General features: G+C 62.4%; 17 protein-coding genes. 14 read left to right on the forward strand and 3 right to left on the reverse strand.

The features are described from left to right. Positions 1-47 precede the first annotated feature (47 nt). The 8 genes from ACIOVD_RS15570 (at position 48) to ACIOVD_RS15605 (ending at position 8,951) form a co-directional block, all read left to right on the forward strand. On the forward strand, positions 48-1,004 hold the full coding sequence (locus ACIOVD_RS15570) for an AraC family transcriptional regulator (protein ID WP_095168831.1): 957 nt from the start codon (positions 48-50) through the stop codon (positions 1,002-1,004). Positions 1,005-1,120: 116 nt separating this feature from the next. After that, entirely contained in the window at positions 1,121-2,485 is a 1,365-nt protein-coding gene (benA, locus tag ACIOVD_RS15575; protein WP_095168896.1) for a benzoate 1,2-dioxygenase large subunit, read from the forward strand. Further along, complete coding sequence (gene benB, locus ACIOVD_RS15580; protein WP_095168830.1) at positions 2,482-2,970, forward strand: benzoate 1,2-dioxygenase small subunit; 489 nt, start codon at positions 2,482-2,484, stop codon at positions 2,968-2,970. Before benA ends, benB begins: the two co-directional genes overlap by 4 nt. Before the next feature lie 10 nt (positions 2,971-2,980). Further along, entirely contained in the window at positions 2,981-3,994 is a 1,014-nt protein-coding gene (benC, locus tag ACIOVD_RS15585) for a benzoate 1,2-dioxygenase electron transfer component BenC (protein ID WP_401128860.1), read from the forward strand. Between the two features lie 146 nt (positions 3,995-4,140). Continuing rightward, the gene (locus tag ACIOVD_RS15590; RefSeq protein WP_095168828.1) at positions 4,141-4,914 is read left to right on the forward strand and encodes a 1,6-dihydroxycyclohexa-2,4-diene-1-carboxylate dehydrogenase; all 774 of its coding nucleotides are present in this window, start codon (positions 4,141-4,143) and stop codon (positions 4,912-4,914) included. Positions 4,915-5,003: 89 nt separating this feature from the next. After that, positions 5,004-5,762 (forward strand): DNA polymerase III subunit epsilon, encoded by a 759-nt coding sequence (dnaQ, locus tag ACIOVD_RS15595; protein ID WP_095168827.1) that lies wholly within the window; start codon positions 5,004-5,006, stop codon positions 5,760-5,762. Between the two features lie 304 nt (positions 5,763-6,066). Continuing rightward, the gene (locus tag ACIOVD_RS15600) at positions 6,067-8,322 is read left to right on the forward strand and encodes an Orn/Lys/Arg decarboxylase N-terminal domain-containing protein (protein WP_401128864.1); all 2,256 of its coding nucleotides are present in this window, start codon (positions 6,067-6,069) and stop codon (positions 8,320-8,322) included. Between the two features lie 14 nt (positions 8,323-8,336). Next, the gene (locus ACIOVD_RS15605; RefSeq protein ID WP_095168825.1) at positions 8,337-8,951 is read left to right on the forward strand and encodes a GNAT family N-acetyltransferase; all 615 of its coding nucleotides are present in this window, start codon (positions 8,337-8,339) and stop codon (positions 8,949-8,951) included. Here ACIOVD_RS15605 and ACIOVD_RS15610 read toward each other — a convergent pair. Both ACIOVD_RS15610 and ACIOVD_RS15615 read right to left on the reverse strand, forming a co-directional pair. Continuing rightward, entirely contained in the window at positions 8,917-9,810 is an 894-nt protein-coding gene (locus ACIOVD_RS15610) for a LysR substrate-binding domain-containing protein (RefSeq protein WP_401128868.1), read from the reverse strand. The genes ACIOVD_RS15605 and ACIOVD_RS15610 overlap by 35 nt on opposite strands. Positions 9,811-9,897: 87 nt before the next feature. Continuing rightward, positions 9,898-10,134, reverse strand: coding sequence for a hypothetical protein (locus ACIOVD_RS15615; RefSeq protein ID WP_095168823.1), 237 nt, complete (start codon positions 10,132-10,134; stop codon positions 9,898-9,900). A gap of 184 nt (positions 10,135-10,318) precedes the next feature. On the opposite strand from ACIOVD_RS15615, the gene ACIOVD_RS15620 reads away from it, so the two are divergent. The 3 genes from ACIOVD_RS15620 (at position 10,319) to ACIOVD_RS15630 (ending at position 12,760) form a co-directional block, all read left to right on the forward strand. Further along, positions 10,319-10,876 (forward strand): NADPH-dependent FMN reductase, encoded by a 558-nt coding sequence (locus tag ACIOVD_RS15620; protein ID WP_095168822.1) that lies wholly within the window; start codon positions 10,319-10,321, stop codon positions 10,874-10,876. Positions 10,877-11,085: 209 nt separating this feature from the next. Continuing rightward, positions 11,086-11,433 carry a metalloregulator ArsR/SmtB family transcription factor gene (locus ACIOVD_RS15625; RefSeq protein ID WP_095168821.1) on the forward strand — a complete coding sequence of 116 codons (348 nt, stop codon included), beginning with the start codon at positions 11,086-11,088 and terminating at the stop codon, positions 11,431-11,433. A 43-nt stretch (positions 11,434-11,476) separates the two neighbouring features. Further along, positions 11,477-12,760, forward strand: coding sequence for an arsenic transporter (locus ACIOVD_RS15630; RefSeq protein WP_159995787.1), 1,284 nt, complete (start codon positions 11,477-11,479; stop codon positions 12,758-12,760). A gap of 129 nt (positions 12,761-12,889) precedes the next feature. On the opposite strand, the gene ACIOVD_RS15635 is transcribed toward ACIOVD_RS15630, so the two are convergent. Further along, on the reverse strand, positions 12,890-13,840 hold the full coding sequence (locus ACIOVD_RS15635) for a DUF1853 family protein (RefSeq protein ID WP_401128873.1): 951 nt from the start codon (positions 13,838-13,840) through the stop codon (positions 12,890-12,892). 104 nt (positions 13,841-13,944) lie between these two features. On the opposite strand from ACIOVD_RS15635, the gene ACIOVD_RS15640 reads away from it, so the two are divergent. From ACIOVD_RS15640 to ACIOVD_RS15650, 3 genes are read left to right on the forward strand one after another with little or no spacing between them, the layout of a single operon-like run. Beyond that, positions 13,945-14,835, forward strand: a complete 891-nt coding sequence (locus tag ACIOVD_RS15640) for an NAD(+) kinase (RefSeq protein ID WP_095168818.1) — start codon at positions 13,945-13,947, stop codon at positions 14,833-14,835. Beyond that, the gene (locus tag ACIOVD_RS15645) at positions 14,835-15,806 is read left to right on the forward strand and encodes a metallophosphoesterase (RefSeq protein ID WP_095168817.1); all 972 of its coding nucleotides are present in this window, start codon (positions 14,835-14,837) and stop codon (positions 15,804-15,806) included. Before ACIOVD_RS15640 ends, ACIOVD_RS15645 begins: the two co-directional genes overlap by 1 nt. Further along, positions 15,803-16,672, forward strand: coding sequence for a rhomboid family intramembrane serine protease (locus ACIOVD_RS15650; protein ID WP_095168816.1), 870 nt, complete (start codon positions 15,803-15,805; stop codon positions 16,670-16,672). Before ACIOVD_RS15645 ends, ACIOVD_RS15650 begins: the two co-directional genes overlap by 4 nt. The last annotated feature ends 20 nt before the right edge of the window (positions 16,673-16,692 follow it).

The following is a 16,692-nucleotide window of genomic DNA, read 5'->3' on the forward strand; positions in this document are numbered from 1 at the left end:
CACGAGCAGCCCTGCACAGCCTATAAAAATAATGAGAGTGACCGGTTATGCAAGCGCATCTCTTGAGTGAGCGCAGCAGTGTCTTTGCGCAGGCCGACCCTTACGCGGTGTCGGGTTACGTCAATCAGCACGTGGGCAACCACTGCATCCGCCTGCCCAAGAGTGGCAGCCCGCAAGCCAGTCTCAATCACAGCAAATTCGCCAGCCTGGACCTGTGCCGCATCAGTTACGGCGGCAGTGTGCGGGTTACCTCGCCAGCGCTGGAGACCATCTTTCACCTGCAGGTACTGCTCAAGGGCAACTGCCTGTGGCGCGGTCACAAGCAGGAACACTACTTCGCCCCCGGTGAATTGCTGCTGATCAACCCGGACGATCCGGTGGACCTGACATACTCCGACGATTGCGAAAAATTCATCCTGAAAATGCCCGCCAGCCTGCTCGAGTCGGTCTGCCAGGAACAACGCTGGCTGCATCCGGGGCAGGGCGTACGCTTCCTCGAAAACCGCTACCAACTGGCCGAACTCGAAGGCTTCGTCAATCTGCTGGGCATGGTCTGCCAGGAAGCCGAGGCCACCGAGAGCATGCCCCGGGTCCAGGAGCACTACGCGCAGATCATCGTCAGCAAGATGCTCAGCCTGATGAAAACCAACGTCAGCCGCGCCGGTCTTGGTTCCCAGACCTCGAGTTTCGAGCTGATCGCCGACTACATCGAGCGCAATCTCAAGCAGGACATCTGCAGCGAGGAACTGGCGCGCCAGGCCCGCATGAGCTTGCGCTCGCTGTATGGCCTGTTCGAACGGCATGCCGCCTGCACGCCGAAAAACTACATCCGGCAGAAGAAACTGGAGCGGGTCAACGCCTGCCTCAGCGACCCCACCTGCACGGTGCGCAACGTCACCGAACTGGCCATGGACTACGGCTTCCTGCACCTGGGGCGGTTTTCCGAGAGCTACCGTAAACAGTTCGGCGAATTGCCTTCCGATACCCTCAAGCGCCGCCATTGACCGCCATGGGGGCAATTGCACAAAACGGATAATGATCTGCAGCCAATGGCTATTGCCCCTCTAGCACCGGCTCTAGCATGAGCCTTGCCTGAATAAAAACAATGGAGGCGGCGGCCATGTCCCTGCGACCCGAATACCTTCACTCCCTGCTCGAAGACGACAAAGAACAGGGTATTTTCCGTTGCAAGCGCGAGATGTTTACCGACCCGCGCCTGTTCGATCTTGAAATGCAGCACATTTTCGAGGGCAACTGGCTGTATCTGGCCCACGAGAGCCAGATCCCCAACAAAAACGATTTCTACACCACCACCATGGGCCGCCAGTCGATCTTCATCGCGCGCAACAAGGACGGTGAGCTCAACGCCTTCATCAACGCCTGCAGCCACCGTGGGGCGATGCTCTGCCGCCACAAGACCGGCAACAAATCGTCCTACACCTGCCCGTTCCATGGCTGGACCTTCAACAACTCCGGCAAGTTGCTCAAGGTCAAGGACCCCTCGGCGGCAGGCTACCCGGCCAGCTTCAACTGTGAAGGCTCCCACGACCTGACCAAAGTCGCGCGCTTCGAGTCCTACCGTGGCTTCCTGTTCGGTAGCCTCAAGGCCGATGTGGTGCCGCTGGTCGAGCACCTGGGGGAATCGGCGAAGATCATCGACATGATCGTCGATCAGTCCGCCGACGGCCTGGAAGTGCTGCGCGGCTCCAGCAGCTACATCTACGAAGGCAACTGGAAGCTCACCGCGGAAAACGGCGCCGACGGCTACCACGTAAGCTCCGTGCACTGGAACTACGCAGCCACCCAGAACCAGCGCAAGCAGCGTGAATGCGGGGACGAGAACCCGACCATGAGCGCCGGCACCTGGGCCAAGCAGGGCGGCGGCTTCTACTCCTTCGACAAGGGCCACATGCTGCTCTGGACCCGCTGGTCCAACCCCGAGGACCGTCCGCTGTACGAACGCCGTGACGAATTGGCCAGGGACTTCGGCAAGGCGCGCGCCGACTGGATGATCGAGAACTCGCGCAACCTGTGCCTGTACCCCAACGTGTACCTGATGGACCAGTTCAGCTCGCAGATCCGCATTGCCCGGCCGATCTCGGTCAACCGCACCGAAATCACCATCTACTGCATCGCCCCCAAAGGGGAGAGCGACACCGCGCGCTCGAGCCGGATCCGCCAGTACGAAGACTTCTTCAACGTCAGCGGCATGGCCACCCCGGACGACCTGGAAGAGTTCCGCTCCTGCCAGATGGGCTACCAGGGCAGCACCAGCGCCTGGAACGACATGTCCCGTGGCGCCGAACACTGGGTCGAAGGCGCCGACGAGGCGGCCAAGGAAATAGACCTGCACCCGTTGCTCAGTGGCGTTCGCACCGAAGACGAAGGGCTGTTCGTGCTGCAACACAAGTATTGGCAGCAAACCATGCTCAAGGCGCTGGACGCCGAGCAGTCGGCGTTGATCAAGGTGGAGGAACTGGCATGAGCGTGACCTACGACACCGTGCGCGACTTTCTCTACCGCGAAGCGCGCTACCTCGACGACAAGGACTGGGACAACTGGCTGGAGCTGTACGCTGCCGACGCCAGCTTCTGGATGCCATCCTGGGACGACAACGACGAACTGACCGAAGACCCGCAGCGGGAAATTTCCCTGATCTGGTACGGCAACCGCACCGGCCTTGAAGACCGCATCTTCCGTATCAAGACCGAACGTTCCAGCGCCAGCGTGCCGGACACCCGGACCTCCCACAACATCAGCAACATCGAGTTGCTCGAACAGCACGACGGCCTGTGCAAGGTGCGCTTCAACTGGCACACCCTGAGTTTTCGCTACAAGACCGTCGACAGCTATTTCGGCAGCAGTTTCTACACCCTCGACGTGCGCGGTGACAGCCCGCTGATCAAGGCCAAGAAAGTGATCCTGAAGAACGACTACGTTCGCCAGGTCATCGATGTCTACCATTTGTGAGGCCGCGGTCATGTCCCATTCCATCGCTTTGAATTTTGAAGACGGCGTCACCCGTTTTGTCGACGCCAACCCCGGTGAGACTGTGGCCGATGCCGCCTACCGCCAGGGCATCAACATCCCGCTGGATTGCCGCGATGGCGCCTGCGGGACCTGCAAGTGTTTTGCCGAGGCCGGGCGCTATGACCTGGGTGAGGAATACATCGAAGACGCGCTGACGGCCGAAGAAGCCGAGCAGGGGTTTGTCCTGACCTGCCAGATGCGTGCCCAGAGCGATTGCGTGGTGCGGGTGCCGGCCTCGTCCGATGTCTGCCGCACCCAGCAGGCCAGCTACAGCGCCGCCATCAGCCAGGTGCGGCAGTTGTCGGACAGCACCATAGCCCTGTCGATCAAGGGTGAGGCCCTGAGCAAGCTGGCGTTCCTGCCGGGGCAATACGTCAACCTGGGCATTCCCGGTAGCGAGCAGACCCGCGCCTATTCATTCAGCTCGCTGCAGCGTGACGGCGAGGTCAGCTTCCTGATCCGCAACGTCCCGGGCGGGTTGATGAGCAGCTTTCTCACCGGCATCGCCAAGGCCGGCGACAGCATGAGTCTGGCGGGCCCCCTGGGCAGTTTCTACCTGCGTGATATCCAGCGGCCGTTGTTGCTGCTGGCGGGGGGCACGGGACTGGCGCCATTCACCGCCATGCTGGAAAAAATCGCCGACCAGGGCAGTGCCCATCCGTTGCACCTGATCTACGGGGTGACCAACGATTTTGACCTGGTGGAGCTCGATCGCCTGCAAGCCTTTGCCGCACGCATCCCCAACTTCAGCTTCAGCGCCTGCGTGGCCAACCCGCAAAGCAGCCACCCGCTCAAGGGCTACGTGACCCAGCACATCGAACCCCGGCATTTGAACGATGGCGACGTCGACGTCTACCTCTGCGGTCCGCCGCCGATGGTCGAGGCGGTGAGCCAGTACATCCGCGAGCAGGGCATTGCACCAAAGAATTTCTACTACGAAAAATTTGCCGCCAGTGCTGCCTGACAGGCTCAGGCAGCCACCCCATCCCTGTGGGAGCGGGCTTGCCCGCGATAGCGCCGGGTCAGCCAACAATGATGTTGACTGTGCCGAAGTCATCGCGGGCAAGCCCGCTCCCACAGGGATCAGTCACACCGTCTTGAGGATTGGAAATGCACAGATTCCACGAAAAAGTCGCGCTGGTTACCGGCGCAGCCCAGGGTATCGGGCGTCGAGTGGCCGAGCGCATGGCGGCGGAAGGTGCGCGCCTGGTGCTGGTCGATCGCTCTGAGCTGGTGTTCGAGTTGCAGGAGCAACTGGGCGCACACTGCGAAGTCCTGACCCTCACGGCCGACCTTGAACAATACACCGAGTGCGACCGGGTGATGCAGGCCGCGGTCGAGCGTTTCGGACGTCTCGACATCCTGATCAACAATGTTGGCGGCACCATCTGGGCCAAGCCGTTCGAACATTACGAGGCGCAGCAGATCGAGGCGGAGGTCCGGCGGTCGTTGTTTCCGACCCTGTGGTGCTGTCACGCCGCATTGCCGTACATGTTGGAGCAGGGCAGTGGGGCGATCGTCAACGTCTCCTCCATCGCCACCCGCAGTGTCAATCGTGTGCCTTATGGCGCGGCCAAGGGCGGGGTCAACGCCCTTACGGCGTGCCTGGCCTTCGAAACCGCCGGGCGCGGGATTCGGGTCAATGCCACGGCCCCAGGTGGCACCGAAGCGCCGCCGCGGCGAATCCCGCGCAACAGCGCCGAGCAGAGCCCGCAGGAGCAGGTCTGGTACCAGCAGATCGTCGACCAGACCGTCGACAGCAGCCTGATGAAGCGCTATGGCACCATTGATGAACAGGTCGAGCCGATCCTGTTCCTGGCGTCCGACGCCGCGGCCTATATCACCGGGTTGGTAATGCCGGTGGGCGGTGGCGACCAGGGCTGAGGCCTGCAACTGCCATCGGGCGGTGCTTTGCAGCTCTGTGTTAAGATCGCCGCCCTACGCAAAATGCTACGCAGAAGGGGTGTACATAGATGGCTCAGAGGATGGTGGTGCTCGACACCGAAACCACCGGCATGCCGGTAACCGACGGGCACCGGATCATCGAGATCGGTTGCGTCGAGTTGCTCGGCCGACGCCTGACGGGCCGGCATTTCCACGTCTATTTGCAGCCAGATCGGGAAAGTGACGAGGGCGCGATTGGCGTCCACGGCATCACCAACGAGTTCCTGGTGGGTAAGCCGCGCTTCGCTGAAGTGGCCGATGAGTTCTTTGAATTCATCAAGGGCGCCCAACTGATCATCCATAACGCGGCGTTCGACGTTGGTTTCATCAACAACGAATTTGCCCTGATGGGCGCGCACGACCGGGCGGACATCACCCAGCACTGCTCGATCCTCGACACCCTGATGATGGCCCGGGAGCGTCACCCCGGGCAGCGCAACAACCTCGATGCCCTGTGCAAGCGATATGGCGTCGACAACTCCGGCCGTGAACTGCACGGCGCGTTGCTCGACTCCGAGATCCTTGCCGACGTCTACCTGACCATGACCGGCGGCCAGACCAGCCTGTCGCTGGCTGGCAATGCGTCTGACGGTAACGGTTCGGGTGATGGCTCCGGCAGCCAGGCCAGTGAAATCCGTCGCCTGCCGGCGGATCGCACCCCGGCGCGGATCATTCGGGCCAGCGAAGCCGAACTGGCCGAGCATGCCGTGCGCCTGGAAATCATCGCCAAGTCCGCCGGCGCGCCCGCGCTGTGGACCCAACTGGCCGAAGCCAAAGCCCTGGGCTGAGGAAGTAGCGCCGACCCTGTGGGAGCGGGCGCCCGCTTGCGGCTTGTCCGTGATGGACTTAAGGACCCCGCGTTGAGCCTGGCTTGGCGCGGCATCGTTCACGACCATCGCGGGCAAGCCCGCTCCCACAGGGGGACGGTGTACCCATGGATTGTGCGGGCTTTTGTGCCGGGTTCATGGTGTTCTCGTATCAGCCATACCGTTTACCCGTAGGTTCCGGTGCATCGCTCGCTACATGGGCCGCAACCCTCTACCCTGAGTGTATTGGCAGACCATGGTCCGCCGTCTCAGGACGCCAAGCCCCATGTACAAAGACTTGAAGTTCCCGGTCCTCATCGTTCACCGCGACATCAAGGCCGACACGGTTGCCGGTGACCGCGTCCGGGGTATCGCCAGGGAGTTGGAGCAGGAAGGTTTCAGCGTCGTGTCGGCGGTGGATTACGCGGAAGGGCGACTGGTTGCCTCGACTCACCACGGCCTGGCGTGCATGTTGATTGCCGCCGAGGGGGCGGGGGAAAACACCCACCTGCTGCAGAACATGGCCGAGTTGATCCGGGTGGCCCGCGCCCGCGCACCGAACCTGCCGATTTTTGCCCTGGGCGAACAGGTCACCCTGGAAAACGCCCCGGCCGACGCCATGAGCGAACTTAACCAGTTGCGCGGCATTCTTTATCTGTTCGAAGACACCGTGCCCTTTCTCGCACGCCAGGTGGCGCGGGCCGCCCGCAGCTACCTGGATGGCTTGCTGCCGCCGTTCTTCAAGGCCCTGGTGCAGCACACCGCCGACTCCAACTATTCCTGGCACACCCCGGGGCACGGTGGGGGCGTGGCCTATCACAAGAGTCCGGTAGGGCAGGCCTTCCACCAGTTTTTCGGGGAAAACACCTTGCGCTCGGACCTCTCGGTCTCGGTGCCCGAACTCGGCTCGCTGCTTGACCACACCGGCCCCCTGGCCGAAGCCGAAGCCCGGGCCGCGCGCAACTTCGGTGCCGATCACACCTTTTTCGTGATCAATGGCACTTCCACCGCCAACAAGATCGTCTGGCAGGCGATGGTCGCCCGCGATGACCTGGTGCTGGTGGACCGCAACTGCCACAAGTCGGTGCTGCATTCGATCATCATGACCGGGGCCATCCCGCTGTACCTGTGCCCCGAGCGCAACGAGCTGGGGATCATCGGCCCGATCCCCTTGAGCGAGTTCAGCCCTGAATCGATCCAGGCCAAGATCGATGCCAGCCCGCTGACCCGTGGCCGTGCCGCCAAAGTCAAGCTGGCGGTGGTCACCAACTCGACCTACGACGGCCTTTGCTACAACGCTGAGCTGATCAAGCAAACCCTGGGCAACAGCGTCGAAGTCCTGCACTTCGACGAGGCCTGGTACGCCTATGCGGCGTTTCACGAGTTCTTCGCCGGGCGCTACGGCATGGGCACTTCGCGTTCGGCCGACAGCCCGCTGGTATTCACCACCCATTCGACCCACAAGCTGCTGGCGGCCTTCAGCCAGGCCTCGATGATTCACGTGCAGGACGGTGGTGCCCGGCAACTGGATCGCGACCGCTTCAATGAAGCCTTCATGATGCACATCTCGACATCGCCGCAGTACAGCATCATTGCCTCGCTGGACGTGGCGTCGGCGATGATGGAGGGGCCGGCGGGGCGCTCGCTGTTGCAGGAGATGTTCGATGAGGCCCTGAGCTTTCGCCGGGCGCTGGCCAATCTGCGTCAGCACATTGCTGCCGATGACTGGTGGTTCTCGATCTGGCAGCCACCGCTGGTGACCGGTATCGACCGGGTCGCAACCGCGGACTGGCTGTTGCTGCCCGAAGACGAGTGGCATGGTTTTGGTGATATCGCCGAGGACTACGTGCTGCTCGACCCGGTCAAGGTGACCCTGGTGATGCCCGGCCTGACCGCCGGCGGGGCGCTGAGCGAGCGTGGGATCCCGGCGGCGGTGGTCAGCAAGTTCCTCTGGGAGCGCGGCCTGGTGGTCGAGAAGACCGGCCTGTATTCGTTCCTGGTGCTGTTCTCGATGGGCATCACCAAGGGCAAATGGAGCACCTTGCTCACCGAGTTGCTGGAGTTCAAGCGCAGCTACGATGCCAACGTCAGCCTCGCCGTCTGCCTACCCTGTGTGGCGCAACAGGACGGCGCCCGTTACCAGGGCATGGGCTTGCGCGACCTGTGCGATCAACTGCACGCCTGCTATCGCAGCAACGCCACGGCCAAGCACCTCAAGCGCATGTACACGGTGCTGCCGGAAGTCGCGATGAAGCCGGCCGATGCCTATGATCAACTGGTCCGTGGCGAAGTCGAGGCGGTGCCCATCGATCAATTGCCAGGGCGCATCGCCGCCGTGATGCTGGTACCGTACCCGCCGGGGATTCCACTGATCATGCCCGGTGAGCGTTTTACCGAGGCCACTCGCTCGATCATCGACTACCTGGCGTTTGCCCGCACGTTTGACCGCAGTTTCCCGGGGTTCGTCGCCGATGTGCACGGCCTGCAACATGAAGATGAGGGCAATGGGCGGAACTACACCGTCGATTGCATCAAGATTTGAGGACGTTTCCCAGCATGCAACCGGTCATCAACCCCAAATACCCGGGCCTGGCAGTGCGTGTCGCTGACCAGGGTTTTGCCGCGTACATCTGGGGCAGCGACTTCAGTTTTGAAGTCAGGGCCTATGCCCGCGCCCAACTTGATACACCTGTGGCGGCCTGGCCGCTGCAAACCATCACGCCTTATCGCAAATGCTACGGCATCGACCCCGAGGAGTTCGCCAGTTTCCACGACGCCGCCGACAGTGCGATTTTCATGGCCTTCCTCGATGACCAGCCAGTGGGGCACATCGTGGTCAGCACCAACTGGAACGGCTTCGCCCATATCGATGAGCTGGCGGTGCATGCGCCGGCGCGGCGCCATGGCGTGGCCAAGGCATTGCTCGACGTGGCGCAGTTCTGGAGTCGCAAGAAGAAGTTGCCGGGGATCATGCTGGAAACCCAGAACAACAATCTGGGCGCCTGCCGGCTGTATGAGCGTTGTGGGTATGTGATTGGCGGCATCGATCACCTGCGATATCGCGGTATCGACCCGCAGACGGCGGAAGTGGCGTTGTTCTGGTACCGCCTGTTTGCCGACCCGCTGGAGCACCCGGTCAGCCCGCCAGCATCGCCTCGGCTTGTGCCTTGATAATCTCCAGCAGTGCGCTCAATGCTGGTGTGGCGACAGCATTGTCGAGGGTCAGGGCATACAGGTTGATCGGCACCGCCGGTGACAGTGGGCAGACGTCCAGGCCACCGGCCTTGGCACCCAGGGCGGTAAATGGGTCGACGATGGCCAGGCCTTCGCCGGCCTCGACCATGCTGCGCATCATCTGGTGAGTCTGCACCCGGGTGTGAATCACCGGGGCGGGGCGCAGGGCCTGCAATTTACTGTCGAACAGCGGGCTCAGTGGGTCGTGGCCTTCCAGCCCGACCAATGACTGGCCCGCCAGGTCCTGCACGCCGATGTACTTCTGTCGCGGTTGCAGCCAGCCGTGGGGGGCCAGCAACTGCAGCTTGCCCTGGGCCAGGAGTTGGCAGTGAATGTCGGCGTGTTCGGGGTCATGCAGGCTCAAGCCGAGGTCGCTTTCACGCAGCAGCAGGCTCTTGACGATATCGCGGGTGGGTTGGCTGTGCAGCGAGCAGGGCGCATCGGGAAACCGCCGGCGCAGGCTCGCCAGTCCCTGGGGCACCAGTTGCTGGGCCAGGGGCGGAGTGCAGATCACCCGTAATGGCGGGGCCTGGTACTGGCGCAGGCTGTCGGCCAGGCGTTGCACGGGCTCGAAGGCTTCATACACGCGGTCGATCTGCACCTGTAGCTGGCGAGCTTCGCGGGTCGCCTGCAGGCGCCCGCGCACGCTGGCAAACAGCATGAAGCCGAGATGATCCTCGGCCTCGCGCAACATCCCCTCGATCGCGGCCACCGGCAATTGCAGCATCTCGGCAGCGGTGCCCAGATGGCTGGTTTGCAGGAGTGCCTGGATCACTTCGATATGGCGTAGACGCATGCGTGAAGTCCATGTTCAGCAGGTGAGGGGTAGTGGCTGAATCCTAACCCAAGTCCGTGACGTTGACTTCAGCTCATGACGGCGGGCTCAAGAGGCGACGTTGGCGTCCGGTTCACGAATGATGGTGACGCCCGATTGCACCAGCACAAATTCGTTGCCGTCGAGCTTGTTGACTCGATCACCGATGGCCAGCTTGTAGGTGGTAACAGGAACGGAGGTGCTGAAACCGTCTGCCGACGGGGTGGAATCCTGGAACTCATGCACCGAATAGACACGGCCTTCCGCGTCTCTTGCATGGAATTGTCCGACGAGTACTGCTGCCATCTGCTTAGAACCTCTGGAGATAAGTCACTCAATTTGCGGTTCTGTAGACCGTCGATAAGCTTGGTAAGTTTTCCTACAGGAAAAAAATAGTGTTTTGCCGCGATAACCGCACAACAACCCCCTGAAATGGCACCGAATCATCTATAACTACAGGCTCCTTTAGCCAGATAGTCGGGAATCTCCAATGAGCAAGGTCTATACGGTTGCTGTCCTGGTGGGTAGCTTGAGAAAACAGTCGATCAATCGCAAGGTCGCGCTGGCGCTGGCCGAACTGGCCCCCGCCAACCTGCGCTTGAACATCGTCGAGATTGGTGATCTGGCGCTTTACAACGAAGACATCGACGTAACCCCGCCGGCAGCCTACAGCACTTTTCGCGATCAGGTGAGCTCATCCGACGCGGTGCTGTTCGTGACCCCGGAATACAACCGCTCGGTACCGGCACCGTTGAAGAACGCCATCGACGTTGGTTCACGGCCCTACGGCAAGAGCGCCTGGAGCGGTAAACCGGGCGCGGTGATCAGCGTTTCACCCGGTGCGGTTGGCGGTTTTGGCGCCAACCACCACCTGCGCCAGTCCCTGGTATTCCTCGACGTGCCGTGCATGCAACAGCCGGAAGCGTACCTGGGGGGCGCGGGTTCGGCCTTCGATGAGGCGGGCAAGCTCTCGGAAAAGGTCCGGCCGTTCCTGCAAGGCTTCATCGACGCCTACGCCAAGTGGGTCGAGCAACACAAAAAATCCTGAGTGAGCTTTGTAGCAGTTGCCGAAGGCCGCGTGGGGTTGCGCAGCGACCCCACGCGGTATTGCCATATCGAATGAACGTCCTGCGGCCGTTGACGCAGTCTCGCGAGCTCGACAGTTGCACGGGTGAACCCGATTCCCAAAGTCTGTGCTTTACCAGATATTCGAAATTCCATATATTTGCGCCTGGTTAGTCCAGGCGCACTCCCTCCATGTCCCCATCCTGCAATCCCGTCGAAGTATTCAAGGCGCTGGCCGATGACACCCGCAGCCGTATCGCCTTGCTCATCACCCACGAAGGCGAGCTTTGTGTCTGTGAGCTGACTGCGGCGCTGGACCTCAGCCAGCCGAAAATCTCCCGGCACCTGGCGCAATTGCGCAGCAGTGGTCTGCTCGCCGATCGCCGGCAAGGGCAGTGGGTGTATTACCGGGTTCATCCGCAACTTGCGCCCTGGGTCGCCCGGCTGTTGCGCGAAGCCCTGGTCGCCAACGAGGCCTGGTTGGCTGCGGATATCGCGCGGTTGGTGGCGATGCCTGGCCGTCCACAACGTTGCTGCTGATGGTTTTCTCTTTCCCAAACTCGTTGATTGAAGGTTGCTGTGCATGCTGATCGCCTCATTGATTTTTCTGCTGACCATCACCCTGGTGATCTGGCAACCCAAGGGCCTGGGCGTCGGCTGGAGCGCCATGCTCGGCGCGGTGCTGGCCTTGCTCAGTGGCGTGGTGCACTTGAGCGACATCCCCTTGGTCTGGGAAATTATCTGGAATGCCACCGGGACCTTTGTCGCCCTGATCATCATCAGCCTGCTGCTGGATGAAGCCGGTTTTTTTGCCTGGGCGGCCCTGCATGTGGCGCGCTGGGGGCACGGCAGCGGGCGCAAGCTGTTTGCCTATATGGTCTTGCTCGGGGCCCTGGTCTCGGCGCTGTTCGCCAACGATGGTGCCGCGCTGATCCTCACTCCGATCGTCATTTCAATGCTGCTGGCCCTGCGGTTTTCGCCGACGGCGACCCTGGCCTTCGTGATGGGCGCCGGATTTATCGCCGACACCGCCAGCCTGCCGCTGGTGGTGTCGAACCTGGTGAATATTGTCTCGGCCGACTTTTTCCACATTGGCTTCAACCGCTATGCCGCGGTGATGGTGCCGGTCAACCTGGTGGCCGTGGCCGCGACCCTGGCGGTACTGCTGTGGTATTTCCGCCGCGATATACCGCAGCGTTACGAGCCTGAGCAACTGGCGGAGCCGAAGACCGCGATTCACGACAAAGCCACCTTCTTCGCCGGGTGGGCGGTGCTGGCGATCCTGCTGCTGGGGTGTTTTGCCCTGGAGCCGCTGGGGATTCCCATCAGCGCGATTTCCGCGGTGTGCGCGGCGCTGTTGCTGGCTATCGCTGCCCGTGGGCATAAGATCTCCACGCGCAAGGTGATGAAGGAAGCGCCGTGGCATATTGTGATTTTTTCCCTGGGCATGTACCTGGTGGTCTACGGCCTGCGCAATGCCGGGCTGACCGCCTACCTGGCCGGCTGGCTGGATCTGTTCGCCCAGTACGGCGTGTGGGGCGCGGCCATGGGCACCGGGCTGCTGACGGCGCTGCTGTCGTCGCTGATGAACAACCTGCCGACGGTGCTGATCGGTGCCTTGTCGATCGATGCCAGCCAGGCCACCGGGGTGGTCAAGGAGGCAATGATCTACGCCAACGTGATCGGCAGCGACCTGGGGCCAAAAATTACCCCGATCGGCAGCCTCGCGACCTTGCTGTGGCTGCATGTGCTGCAACGCAAGAACATCCAGATCGGCTGGGGCTACTACTTCAAGGTCGGGATTGTGCTGACATTGCCGGTGTTGCTGGTGACGCTGGCGGCCTTGGCGGTGCGGTTGTCGGTTTAGGACCGCGTTGGCCCTATCGCGGGCAAGCCCGCTCCCACAGTGTTTGGGGTGTTCGCAGGTTTTGCATACACCACCAAACCTGTGGGAGCGGGCTTGCCCGCGATGAGGCCGGCCCACCCACCGCACATCTCAGCTCGACCCCGGAACGTTCGGCCACAAATCAGAAACCAGAAACAACCGTTCGGCTTCCTCCCAGTCGCCCTGCAGGTTTTCGCTCAGGCGCACCATCAACTGTGCCGGCGCCATGGGTTGCAGCTCAGCCAGCCAGGCGTGCAGTTGCTCCGGGCGCCAGGCCTGGTCGGCGCTGTAGTGCGCAGGCGCCAGCCAGGCGTGGCGGGGCAGGTTTACCCAACGCCCGGGCGGGCGTTGCGCGACAAAGGCCGGCCAGTCCTTCTGGTGCAGCCAGCTGCCGCGCAGGTGTTGCGGGTGGGCACCGGTCGGGGGTTCGGCGTGCCCCGGCCAGGGGTACAGCAGATAGCCGCCGAGCCATAGCCTGGCGCTGAACTCCCCGATATCCAGGGCGGCCAGGGCCGCGCGGCTCTCCGGGCGCGCGGAGATCGGCAGCTGGTGCTGGCTCAAATGTGCCAGCTTCAGGTCCAGTCGGTCGTGGCAACCGGGGCCCAGCCACTGTGCGGGGTCCTGGCCGTTGCCTTGTTGCGGGCCGAGGTAGAGCTTGATTGCCAACTCCAGGTGATGCACGCCGTCGCGGTCGCGCAGCAACATGTCCAGCTCCCCCAGGGTATGACCTTCGCGGCGGATCGGCAGGTTGGCGGCAATCAGTTCGATCCCCGGCGCATGCTGCACGGCAAACTGCCACAGACGTTCGTAATACAGGCCCAAGCGCCGGGTGCGAGCCTGGGACAACCAGTGCAGCAGCGCGTAGCTGTCGCGGTCGAGCTCGCGCAGCCAGCGCTCCAGGCGCTGCGGATCGTCCACCCAGGCGCTGCCGGCCAGCGGATGGCGTTGCGGCCAGGGCGTGGCGCTGAGCATTGGCGGGGCGAGAATCACCCACGCCAGGTCGCGCACTTGCGGGTGGTGCAACTGGTGGGGCAGGGTGAGCAAATCGGGGAACAGGATCATTTTGCGAGCATAGCTTCTAAAGTCCCGGCTGAAAGGATTTTGTCTACGCAGCGCTTTCGCCCATAATCGTGGTTTTCGCCGTCGCAGACCCCCGCAGGAGCCCCATGGAGCAATTTCGCAATATCGGCATTATCGGTCGCCTGGGCAGTTCCCAGGTGCTGGATACCGTTCGCCGACTGAAAAGATTCCTGCTTGACCGGCACTTGCACGTGATTCTCGAAGACACCATCGCCGAAGTCCTGCCCGGCCACGGCCTGCAGACCTCGTCGCGCAAGATGCTTGGCGAAGTCTGCGACATGGTGATTGTGGTCGGCGGTGACGGCAGCCTGCTGGGCGCCGCACGGGCACTGGCGCGACACAACATCCCGGTGCTGGGGATCAACCGCGGCAACCTGGGTTTCCTCACCGACATCCGCCCCGACGAGCTGGAAGTCAAGGTCGCCGAAGTGCTGGACGGCCACTACCTGGTGGAAAACCGCTTCCTGCTCCAGGCCGAAGTGCGCCGCCATGCCGAAGCCATCGGCCAGGGCGATGCCCTCAATGACGTGGTGCTGCACCCCGGCAAGTCGACCCGGATGATCGAGTTCGAGCTGTACATCGACGGCCAGTTCGTCTGCAGCCAGAAAGCCGACGGCCTGATCGTCGCCACACCCACCGGTTCCACGGCCTACGCGCTGTCGGCCGGCGGCCCGATCATGCATCCCAAGCTCGATGCCATTGTGATTGTGCCGATGTACCCCCATACCTTGTCCGGACGGCCGATCGTGGTCGATGGCAACAGTGAGCTGAAAATCGTCGTGTCCAAGGATATGCAGATTTACCCGCAGGTTTCCTGTGATGGGCAGAATCACTTTACCTGCGCCCCCGGCGACACCATCACTATCAGCAAGAAGGCGCAGAAGTTGCGGCTGATCCACCCACTGGACCACAACTACTACGAAGTCTGCCGGACCAAGCTTGGCTGGGGCAGCCGTTTGGGTGGTGGAGGCGACTGATGCTCGATCCCGCGCGTAGCTACGACCTGATCGGTGACGTGCACGGTTGCGCTCATACCCTTGAGCATCTGCTGGACCGACTCGGGTACCACAAGCTGGGTGGCGTGTGGCGTCACCCATCGCGCATGGCGGTGTTCCTGGGCGATGTCATCGACCGTGGCCCGCGCATCCGCGAGGCGCTGCACCTGGTGCACGACATGGTCGAGGCAGGCCAGGCGCTGTGCATCATGGGCAACCACGAGTTCAACGCGCTGGGCTGGAGCACACCGGCACCACCGGGCAGCGGCAAGCAGTACGTGCGCGAGCACACCCCGCGCCATGCCCGGCTGATCGATGAAACCCTGAGCCAGTTTGCCCACCACCCCGCAGACTGGCACGACTTCCTCGAATGGTTCTACGAGATGCCGCTGTTTGTCGACGCCGGGCGTTTCCGGGTAGTGCATGCCTGCTGGGACGGTGGCTTGATCGACCTGCTGCGCCGCCAGCACCCTGACGGCTGCGTGGATGAACACTTCGTCCAGGCCGCGGCGGTCAGCGGCAGCTTTGCCTGCATGGCCTTCGACCGCCTGTTGCGCGGCACCGACATGCGCCTGCCCCACGGCTTGACCATGACCAGCGGCGATGGCCTGACGCGTTCGTTCTTCCGTACCAAATTCTGGGAAGACAACCCGCAGACCTACGGCGACATCGTGTTCCAGCCGGACGCCTTGCCCGAACCCGTGGCCCAGACCCCGCTGACCCCAGTGGAAAAAGACACCCTGCTGCGCTATGGCGTCGACGAGCCCTTGTTGTTCGTCGGCCACTACTGGCGCAGCGGCAAACCAGCGCCCATCCGCCAGAACCTGGCGTGCCTGGACTACAGCGCAGTGCTGTACGGCAAGCTGGTTGCCTATCGACTTGACCAGGAAACCCGACTCGACCCGAGCAAATTCGTCTGGGTCGATGTCGAACGGCCGGAGGCCCCGCAATGAGTGCTGTTGCTGTATTACGTCTGCCCCTGACTGTGGACCTCAGTGGTTTTGTCAAACTGCTGCAACGTATGCAGGTGCCCCATCGAGTCAGCGAGGAGGCGGGACAGCAGGTGCTCTGGGTGCCGCACGCCGTCAGCGAAGACGTGCGCGCGCTGTACCAACGGTTTCCAGCAGGTGATCCCGATCAGCAACTGGACTTGCCGCCCGCGGCGAAATCCCAGCGTCCGGGTTTTATTGCGCAACTGCGCGCCAGCCCCATGACCGCCTTGGTGCTGCTGCTGACGCTGATCGTCGGCGCTATCACCTTACTGGGGACCAACCTCGATACGATGCGCTGGTTCACCTTCCTGCAGTTTCGCGTGGTGGGCGAGTACATCCACTTCACCCCCCTGGCCGACAGCCTGGCGGCGGGGCAGTGGTGGCGCCTGGTGACGCCGATGCTGATCCACTTCGGTTTCCTGCACGTGGCCATGAACGGCATGTGGTACTGGGAACTGGGACGGCGCATCGAAGCGCGCCAGGGTGGCATCAACCTGTTGGGCCTGACCCTGCTGTTCAGCCTGGTGTCGAACTACGCCCAGTATTTTTACGGCGGTCCGGGGCTGTTCGGCGGCCTGTCCGGAGTGCTGTACGGCCTGCTTGGGCACTGTTGGATCTACCAATGGCTGGCGCCGAACCCGGCTTATCGCCTGCCGCGTGGCGTGCTGGTGATGATGCTGGTGTGGCTGGTGCTCTGTCTGTCGGGGCTGATCTCGCTGATCGGTTTCGGCGAAATCGCCAATGCGGCCCACGTCGGCGGGTTACTCGTCGGCTGCGCCACCGGTTTGTTGGGCGGCTTGTACAGTCGTCGTAAAACAGCCCTCTAATCTGTTTAGTAAATGAAGAG

Origin of the sequence: Pseudomonas sp. NPDC087626, assembly GCF_044743405.1 — a bacterium.
Lineage (GTDB): Bacteria > Pseudomonadota > Gammaproteobacteria > Pseudomonadales > Pseudomonadaceae > Aquipseudomonas.

What these genes read in the sequence shown, in the direction of transcription:
- ACIOVD_RS15645 (WP_095168817.1), top strand. Translation starts at nt 14,835, where the DNA reads ATGCTCGATCCCGCGCGTAGCTACGACCTGATCGGTGACGTGCACGGT.
- ACIOVD_RS15610 (WP_401128868.1), bottom strand. Translation starts at nt 9,810, where the DNA reads ATGCGTCTACGCCATATCGAAGTGATCCAGGCACTCCTGCAAACCAGC.
- benA (WP_095168896.1), top strand. Translation starts at nt 1,121, where the DNA reads ATGTCCCTGCGACCCGAATACCTTCACTCCCTGCTCGAAGACGACAAA.
- dnaQ (WP_095168827.1), top strand. Translation starts at nt 5,004, where the DNA reads ATGGCTCAGAGGATGGTGGTGCTCGACACCGAAACCACCGGCATGCCG.
- ACIOVD_RS15605 (WP_095168825.1), top strand. Translation starts at nt 8,337, where the DNA reads ATGCAACCGGTCATCAACCCCAAATACCCGGGCCTGGCAGTGCGTGTC.
- ACIOVD_RS15570 (WP_095168831.1), top strand. Translation starts at nt 48, where the DNA reads ATGCAAGCGCATCTCTTGAGTGAGCGCAGCAGTGTCTTTGCGCAGGCC.
- ACIOVD_RS15640 (WP_095168818.1), top strand. Translation starts at nt 13,945, where the DNA reads ATGGAGCAATTTCGCAATATCGGCATTATCGGTCGCCTGGGCAGTTCC.
- ACIOVD_RS15635 (WP_401128873.1), bottom strand. Translation starts at nt 13,840, where the DNA reads ATGATCCTGTTCCCCGATTTGCTCACCCTGCCCCACCAGTTGCACCAC.
- ACIOVD_RS15620 (WP_095168822.1), top strand. Translation starts at nt 10,319, where the DNA reads ATGAGCAAGGTCTATACGGTTGCTGTCCTGGTGGGTAGCTTGAGAAAA.
- ACIOVD_RS15650 (WP_095168816.1), top strand. Translation starts at nt 15,803, where the DNA reads ATGAGTGCTGTTGCTGTATTACGTCTGCCCCTGACTGTGGACCTCAGT.
- ACIOVD_RS15615 (WP_095168823.1), bottom strand. Translation starts at nt 10,134, where the DNA reads ATGGCAGCAGTACTCGTCGGACAATTCCATGCAAGAGACGCGGAAGGC.
- ACIOVD_RS15590 (WP_095168828.1), top strand. Translation starts at nt 4,141, where the DNA reads ATGCACAGATTCCACGAAAAAGTCGCGCTGGTTACCGGCGCAGCCCAG.
- ACIOVD_RS15625 (WP_095168821.1), top strand. Translation starts at nt 11,086, where the DNA reads ATGTCCCCATCCTGCAATCCCGTCGAAGTATTCAAGGCGCTGGCCGAT.
- benB (WP_095168830.1), top strand. Translation starts at nt 2,482, where the DNA reads ATGAGCGTGACCTACGACACCGTGCGCGACTTTCTCTACCGCGAAGCG.
- benC (WP_401128860.1), top strand. Translation starts at nt 2,981, where the DNA reads ATGTCCCATTCCATCGCTTTGAATTTTGAAGACGGCGTCACCCGTTTT.
- ACIOVD_RS15600 (WP_401128864.1), top strand. Translation starts at nt 6,067, where the DNA reads ATGTACAAAGACTTGAAGTTCCCGGTCCTCATCGTTCACCGCGACATC.
- ACIOVD_RS15630 (WP_159995787.1), top strand. Translation starts at nt 11,477, where the DNA reads ATGCTGATCGCCTCATTGATTTTTCTGCTGACCATCACCCTGGTGATC.